The sequence below is a fragment of the Peribacillus sp. P4_C12 genome, from assembly GCF_056402095.1.
This window is the reverse complement of sequence record NZ_JBFUIB010000201.1, coordinates 1-6,330: the sequence shown is the minus strand read 5'-3', so window position 1 is coordinate 6,330 and position 6,330 is coordinate 1. Positions and strand designations below refer to the sequence as shown.

At 37.2% G+C, this 6,330-nt stretch carries 8 protein-coding genes and 1 pseudogene; 7 read left to right on the top strand and 2 right to left on the bottom strand.

The genetic code is table 11. The features are described from left to right. Positions 1 to 130, top strand: a pseudogene (locus tag AC1DUW_RS18680) (enoyl-CoA hydratase); the annotation flags it as partial. An 88-nt stretch (positions 131 to 218) separates the two neighbouring features. Continuing rightward, a complete protein-coding gene (gene paaX / locus AC1DUW_RS18675) occupies positions 219 to 1,100 on the top strand; it encodes a phenylacetic acid degradation operon negative regulatory protein PaaX (protein ID WP_152952336.1) in 882 nt (293 codons plus the stop codon). A 105-nt stretch (positions 1,101 to 1,205) separates the two neighbouring features. Here the strand turns inward: paaX and AC1DUW_RS18670 are convergent, their stop codons facing one another. Further along, a complete protein-coding gene (locus AC1DUW_RS18670; RefSeq protein ID WP_053344780.1) occupies positions 1,206 to 1,718 on the bottom strand; it encodes a gamma carbonic anhydrase family protein in 513 nt (170 codons plus the stop codon). 79 nt (positions 1,719 to 1,797) lie between these two features. Between AC1DUW_RS18670 and AC1DUW_RS18665 the strand changes: the two genes are divergently transcribed. Continuing rightward, complete coding sequence (locus AC1DUW_RS18665; RefSeq protein WP_477643172.1) at positions 1,798 to 2,766, top strand: NAD(P)H-dependent flavin oxidoreductase; 969 nt, start codon at positions 1,798 to 1,800, stop codon at positions 2,764 to 2,766. Between the two features lie 250 nt (positions 2,767 to 3,016). On the opposite strand, the gene AC1DUW_RS18660 is transcribed toward AC1DUW_RS18665, so the two are convergent. Further along, complete coding sequence (locus AC1DUW_RS18660) at positions 3,017 to 3,142, bottom strand: YjcZ family sporulation protein (RefSeq protein ID WP_083450655.1); 126 nt, start codon at positions 3,140 to 3,142, stop codon at positions 3,017 to 3,019. Between the two features lie 184 nt (positions 3,143 to 3,326). On the opposite strand from AC1DUW_RS18660, the gene AC1DUW_RS18655 reads away from it, so the two are divergent. From AC1DUW_RS18655 to AC1DUW_RS18640, 4 genes are all read left to right on the top strand, one after another. Further along, a complete protein-coding gene (locus AC1DUW_RS18655) occupies positions 3,327 to 4,103 on the top strand; it encodes a metallophosphoesterase family protein (protein ID WP_477643171.1) in 777 nt (258 codons plus the stop codon). 100 nt (positions 4,104 to 4,203) lie between these two features. Then, positions 4,204 to 4,338, top strand: coding sequence for a hypothetical protein (locus AC1DUW_RS18650; protein ID WP_321175453.1), 135 nt, complete (start codon positions 4,204 to 4,206; stop codon positions 4,336 to 4,338). A gap of 217 nt (positions 4,339 to 4,555) precedes the next feature. Beyond that, positions 4,556 to 5,479 (top strand): cation diffusion facilitator family transporter, encoded by a 924-nt coding sequence (locus AC1DUW_RS18645; protein ID WP_477643170.1) that lies wholly within the window; start codon positions 4,556 to 4,558, stop codon positions 5,477 to 5,479. 297 nt (positions 5,480 to 5,776) lie between these two features. Further along, the coding region (locus AC1DUW_RS18640; protein WP_477643169.1) for a response regulator transcription factor at positions 5,777 to 6,330 on the top strand (554 nt) is incomplete at its 3' end.

The window sequence follows — 6,330 nt, the reverse complement described above, 5'->3', positions numbered from 1 at the left end:
GAATACAGACTTACAAACAGGGATGGCCATCGAGGGAAAAGCATATGAATTAACGATTCCAACTGAAGACAGATTGGAAGCTCTCCAAGCATTTAGCGAACGGAGAAAAACACAATTTACAGGTAAATGATATTGCGGTTTCATTTTAAAAAGATATAATAATAATTATGTGTTCCGTGTGAAATTGGTAACAATGCTTAATGGATGAGGTGAGAAATATAGGTACAAATACACAATCCATGATTTTTACGATATATGGAGACTATATCCGTAATTATGGAAGTAAAATCTGGATAGGTAGTTTAATTCGCTTATTAAAGGAATTCGGTCATAATGAGCAGGGTGTACGTGTAGCCGTTTCGCGAATGGTAAAGCAAGGTTGGATTCAGTCCGAAAAGCAAGGAAATAAAAGCTATTACTTTTTGACTGATCGCGGCGTGAAGCGAATGGAAGAAGCTGCAAATCGTATTTATAAGATGAATCCAAATGAATGGGACGGTAAATGGCGTATTTTAATGTATACGATACCTGAAGATAAACGGCAATTACGCGATGATCTTCGTAAGGAATTATTATGGAGCGGATTTGGCAGTTTTTCTAACGGTTGCTGGATTTCACCTAATAATTTGGAGAAAGAAATAAATCTTTTAATCGAGAAATATGACATCAGTGAATATGTGGATTTTTTCATTTCAGAATATAAGGGTCCACAGGAAAATCAATCGCTTGTCGAGAAAAGCTGGCCATTAGCTGAGATTGAGAGTAAATATGAAGATTTCATTGAGAAATACAGTAAACAATTCATCGTTCATCAAAGCATCATTAGCAGAGGAGAAATGTCAGATGCGGATTGCTTTGTAGAACGAACAAATTTAGTTCATGAGTATCGTAAGTTTTTATTTATCGATCCGGGTCTTCCTAAAGAACTTTTGCCTTCAAAGTGGAACGGTAATCATGCAGCATTATTATTTAGTCAGTACTATCAAGTCTTGGCTGAACCAGCAAGCCGTTTCTTTGAAAGCGTATTTCAGGAAAACAATGATTTATGTAGGAAAGATGAAACCTATGATGCAAAGGATCATCCTCTTATTATTAAGTAAAAAAGAGCTGCAGAAAGTCACTAATGACAACTTACTGCAGCTCTTTTTTGTAATATAGTCTTTAAAGTAAATGGAGAAATCTCAGAGAATGCGCACCGCATACAATTAATCAAGAACTTCTTTAAAATCCTTTCCTTTTTGTACATATGTATCAATGGAAAGTTGAATTAATTGAAGATCTTTATCATTCAATTTGCGAACCACTTTCCCTGGAGAACCGATAACAAGCGAACGTGGAGGTATACTTTTACCAGCGGCAATCAATGTATTTGCCCCAATAATACATTCTTCACCAATTTCGACATTATCCAAAATTGTAGATCCCATACCGATAATAGAACGTCTACCCACTTTACAGCCATGTAAAATAACGTTATGACCGACTGTTACTTCGTCTTCAATAACAACAGGACAGCCTTCAAATAAATGAATGGTGGAGTTATCTTGAATACTGCACTTTTCTCCTATGGTAATTGAATCTTCATCGCCACGTAGTACAGAGTTAAACCAAATAGTAGATTCTTTCCCAATCGTAATATCACCAATTAAATGAGCACCAGGCGCTACAAAAACAGTTTCGTCAAAAGAAGGCTTTTTATTGTTGTATGGAATAATCATATTATCGCTCCTTGTGAAAAGTCAGAATTGTTTTTCTATTAAATATAGTATAACATTAAATAGATAGGGAGGGTTAAAAGTGAAACATATTTGTGAGTTTTTTTCTATAAAATATCCAATAATACAAGGCGGTATGGGGAATATTAGCAACGCAAATCTTGCGGCTGCTGTGTCTAATGCTGGGGGTCTAGGAACAATAGGGTGCGGTACAATGAACCCTGAACAGGTAGAAACTATTATTCTTGAAACAAAAGAAAAAACTAATAACACTTTTGCGTTGAACATCCCGATAAATGTTAGTCCATATACAGATGAGTTAATCAATCTTGTTTTTAAGCATGATATACCTATAGTATCTTTATCAGCAGGAAATCCTGCTCCTTACATACCACTTTTACATAAAAAGAATATAAAAGTGATAGCTATTGTTGCGTCGGTCAAACATGCTCAAAAAGCGCAAGACGCAGGGGCAGATGTATTAGTTGCGGAGGGGTTTGAAGCTGCTGGAATTAACTCTAATCTAGAATTAACAACATTTACACTTATTCCGCAAATTAGCAAGAATGTTACGGTACCGGTTTTTGCTGCAGGAGGAATTGGCAATGGACAGGGGTTAGCTGCTGCATTAATGCTTGGAGCTTCAGGCGTCCAGTTAGGAACCAGGTTGATTGCTACAAAGGAAGCACCGTTTCATCCATCATATAAACAGAAACTACTCAAAGCAATTGATAATGATACATGTATATTGGGACGATCCGTTGGTCAGGTTAGAAGAGTATTGAAGGACCCATACACAGTGAAAGTTTTAGATTTGGAGAAAAAAGGTCTGTCACCTGTGGATTATCGTGAAATGACATCAGAGGAACATCATATTAATGGTGCAATACACGGAGATGTTAAAAATGGTTTTATGAACAGCGGACAGGTGGCAGGATTGATTGATGATATTCCCACGGTTAAGGAATTACTTGATGGGATAATGAATGATGCGAAAAAACAAATGGAGGACAAGTTGAATAGTCTTTCCATGACCTTTACTCAAATGTAAAGCCATAGAATTCTAGCGGATGGATACCATCATTGCTAGTGGTTGATGTCTCGAGTAACTAGAAGTAAAGGGGAGAAGATTCCTATAAACGACATATTGATATCACAGGGGAAAATCAATCACCTTCTAAGAAAATCGAGGCGGAATTGCACTGATTGTCAACTGGTTCATTATAAAGACATGGAAACAAAAAGTAAATCAATAACAAAAAAGGCGCCGTTAGCAGGCGCCTTTTTATTATTATTTATTATCAGAATCCACCGAATCCCCAACTGCAGCCAATGATGATTAACAGGATAAATAACACAATCAGTAATGCAAAGCCGTTATCGAAACCGTCACCACCGTCACAACATTCATTTCTGTGTCCACCCATTTAATTGTTCCTCCTCATACATATTATGAATTACATACCTAGTAAAACATCTTTACTGGGAATACTTCATACTATGTATTCTAGGCCGAAGTGTTTGCTTATTCATTGAAAATAGGCGTTGGCGTATGAAAGGAATAAGCCCGAATATTTTTTTGATGGCGTTCAAAATGTTATAATATACCATGTGGATTTTAAGAGAAGGGAGCTGAACTTAGTCATGAAAGTTGCCATTATAACGGATGTACATGGTAATGCTTCAGCGTTAAAAGCCGTTCTTAGGGTTATTGATGAAAGGGATGAGATTGATCATATCTATTGTTTAGGAGATATGGTTGGGATAGGTCCTGATACAAATGAAGTCCTGGATCTTTTATTTTCAAGAAATGATTTATCAATGATAACCGGAAATCATGATGAAGCAGTCCTGGCCATCATTAAAGGGGAACCGCATCCAGATGGTCACATTCATGTCAAAGAGCATCATGAATGGATAGCGGAAAGAATGAATCAAACTTTTATATCCAAGCTGGAAAAATTGCCTCGCACCATACAACATATGTTTAACAATTACTCCTTTTTCTTCACTCATTATCATATGGAACCGAAGAAACTAGATGAACACATAAGTCAAAATCCATTTAGTAAAATCGTTGAACCGAATCTAAATAACTTAGAAAGACTATTTAAGAATCAGTTTCACCATTTAATTGGATTTGGACATCATCATCCCATACATCATTTTAGAAATGACCAAACTATATACTTAAACCCAGGTTCACTCGGATGTAATAGTAAACCAGTTGCACCTTATGCCATTGTTTCGATTGAAGACAGCGGTATTCAGGTGAATCTTGAAAAAGTCACATATGATAACTCATTGTTTTTATTATCGTATAAGAACTTACAAGTTCCTGAACATGAATTCATTATACGTGCTTTCCATGGGAATCAGAGAGTTTAGGACGTTAATAAATTATAAAAAATGGGAGGATATTCAGCATAAAGGTACATGCATGGGGATACGATAATAGGCAAAACATGATTCTTTTGGAGGTAAGGCTATGAAAGAAAAAGAACAAGATATAAATCTTAAGGGACAAGAAGAGATAGAACAACACAGTCTTGTCTGTAATAATGAACTGTTTAATAAGGACCTTCTCGCCATTGTAGATGATACAATGCAAGAGGAAGGATAACGGGGCGGAACACGCTGCAGGAATTTAGTCTGCAGCGTTTATTTTAGCTTTAAAATGGCGAAGGCCAACCGCATTTCGAAATCAAATAATCTCTTGGATTTTTTTCATGCACTATCTCCATAATTGTACAGCAGAAAATGCGAAAGTGAATCATTTGAAACCATTCTGAATTTATCCCATACTATATATAAGCTTTAAATCCGAGAGGAGGGATAGCATGGGACATCAGCATGGTCACTCTCATGATCATGGACATCACCATCATCATTCTGAAAATAAAAAAGCTTTGTTGGCATCTTTTTTACTGATTTCCACATTTATGGTCGTCGAAGTAATTGGAGGATTTATGACAAATAGTCTGGCTTTATTGTCAGATGCAGGTCATATGCTAAGTGATGCGGCTGCACTAGGCCTAAGCTATACAGCGATAAGATTGGGTGAAAAAAAAGCAACACAGACTAAATCTTATGGATATAAGCGATTTGAAATCATTGCTGCATGTTTGAATGGTTTGACCTTGATTGTTATATCAGTATTTATTTTCATCGAGGCGATTAGAAGGTTTGTGAATCCTCCTGAGGTGCAAAGTCTAGGAATGTTAATGATTTCAATCATTGGCTTACTGGTGAATATCATTGCAGCATGGATTTTAATGAGCGGAGATAAAGACGATAACTTGAATGTACGGAGTGCCTTTTTACATGTAATTGGCGATATGCTTGGTTCAGTGGGTGCAATTGCGGCCGCACTCTTGATTTATTTCTTCGATTGGGGAATCGCAGACCCGATTGCAAGTGTTGTTGTAGCGATTTTAATTATTATCAGCGGCATTAGAGTAGTGAGGGATTCTTTCCATATCTTGATGGAAGGGACACCCGACCAAGTAGATATGGAAGAAGTGAAAACTTCATTGAAAGAATTGCCGAATGTGTCCGATGTCCATGATCTCCATATCTGGACGATTACATCTGGTTTTTTGACGATGAGCTGTCATGTTGTTATTGATGAAAACGGCAATCACGATACAGTTTTAGCAGAAGCGCAAAAGCTTCTTCATGATCAATTTGGTATTGAGCACAGTACAATTCAAGTGGAAAGACAGGAAGTAGGCTGTCCAAATCCCCACGAGACATGTAATTGAAAAGAGGTTGGCTCAAGTGTCAGAGCCAACCTCTTTAAGGTGTTAGTAAAAGGGAATTCCTCAGAAAGTACAAGCAACAATTTTAATTCTCAGTGTTAGACTAGAGAGAACGTTTAAAAAAAAGGAAGAGGAGCAGAGGTAATAGAAATACTATGTAGAAAAAGCATCCGCGAATTTTACTGCGAACATAATCCTGACACATTAAAAGGGTATGATGGAGAAAAAATGCCTTGCTGACTTGATTGGTTGGCGAATGCAATATAATTCCACTATAATTCAGGAAGGAGGAATCCCTTAATGAAGAAAATTCTTGTCGTTGAAGATGAAATTGCCATTTCTATGGTATTGAAAGCATATTTAGAGCGTGAGGGATTTGATGTAGTCCAAGTATATGATGGGCTTAAGGCTGTTCCTATTTTTGAAGAAACGAACCCAGACCTTGTGCTACTTGATGTAATGCTACCGGGTAAGGAAGGTTGGGACATCTTGAAGGAAATTCGGGAGAACAATATGTGCCCGGTTATTATGTTGACTGCGCTGAACGATGTTGATTACCGATTATCTGGTTTTAAGTCAGGGGCAGATGATTATATCTCTAAACCTTTTGTTGCCGATGAAGTCGTGGCCCGGGTACATGCCGTTTTAAGAAGATCCTCGATGATTGTTGGGGAAGAAAATCATATACATCAGTTTGGTAGTTTATCCATTGATGATCAATCCTATATGGTGCAAATAAAAGGGGAAGAGATAAACTTGACGCCTCGTGATTTGTCGCTGCTCATTTTTTTCGCTAAGCATCCGAATCAGATTTTTACGAGAGAGCAGCTGCTAGATCAAGTGTGGGGCATGGA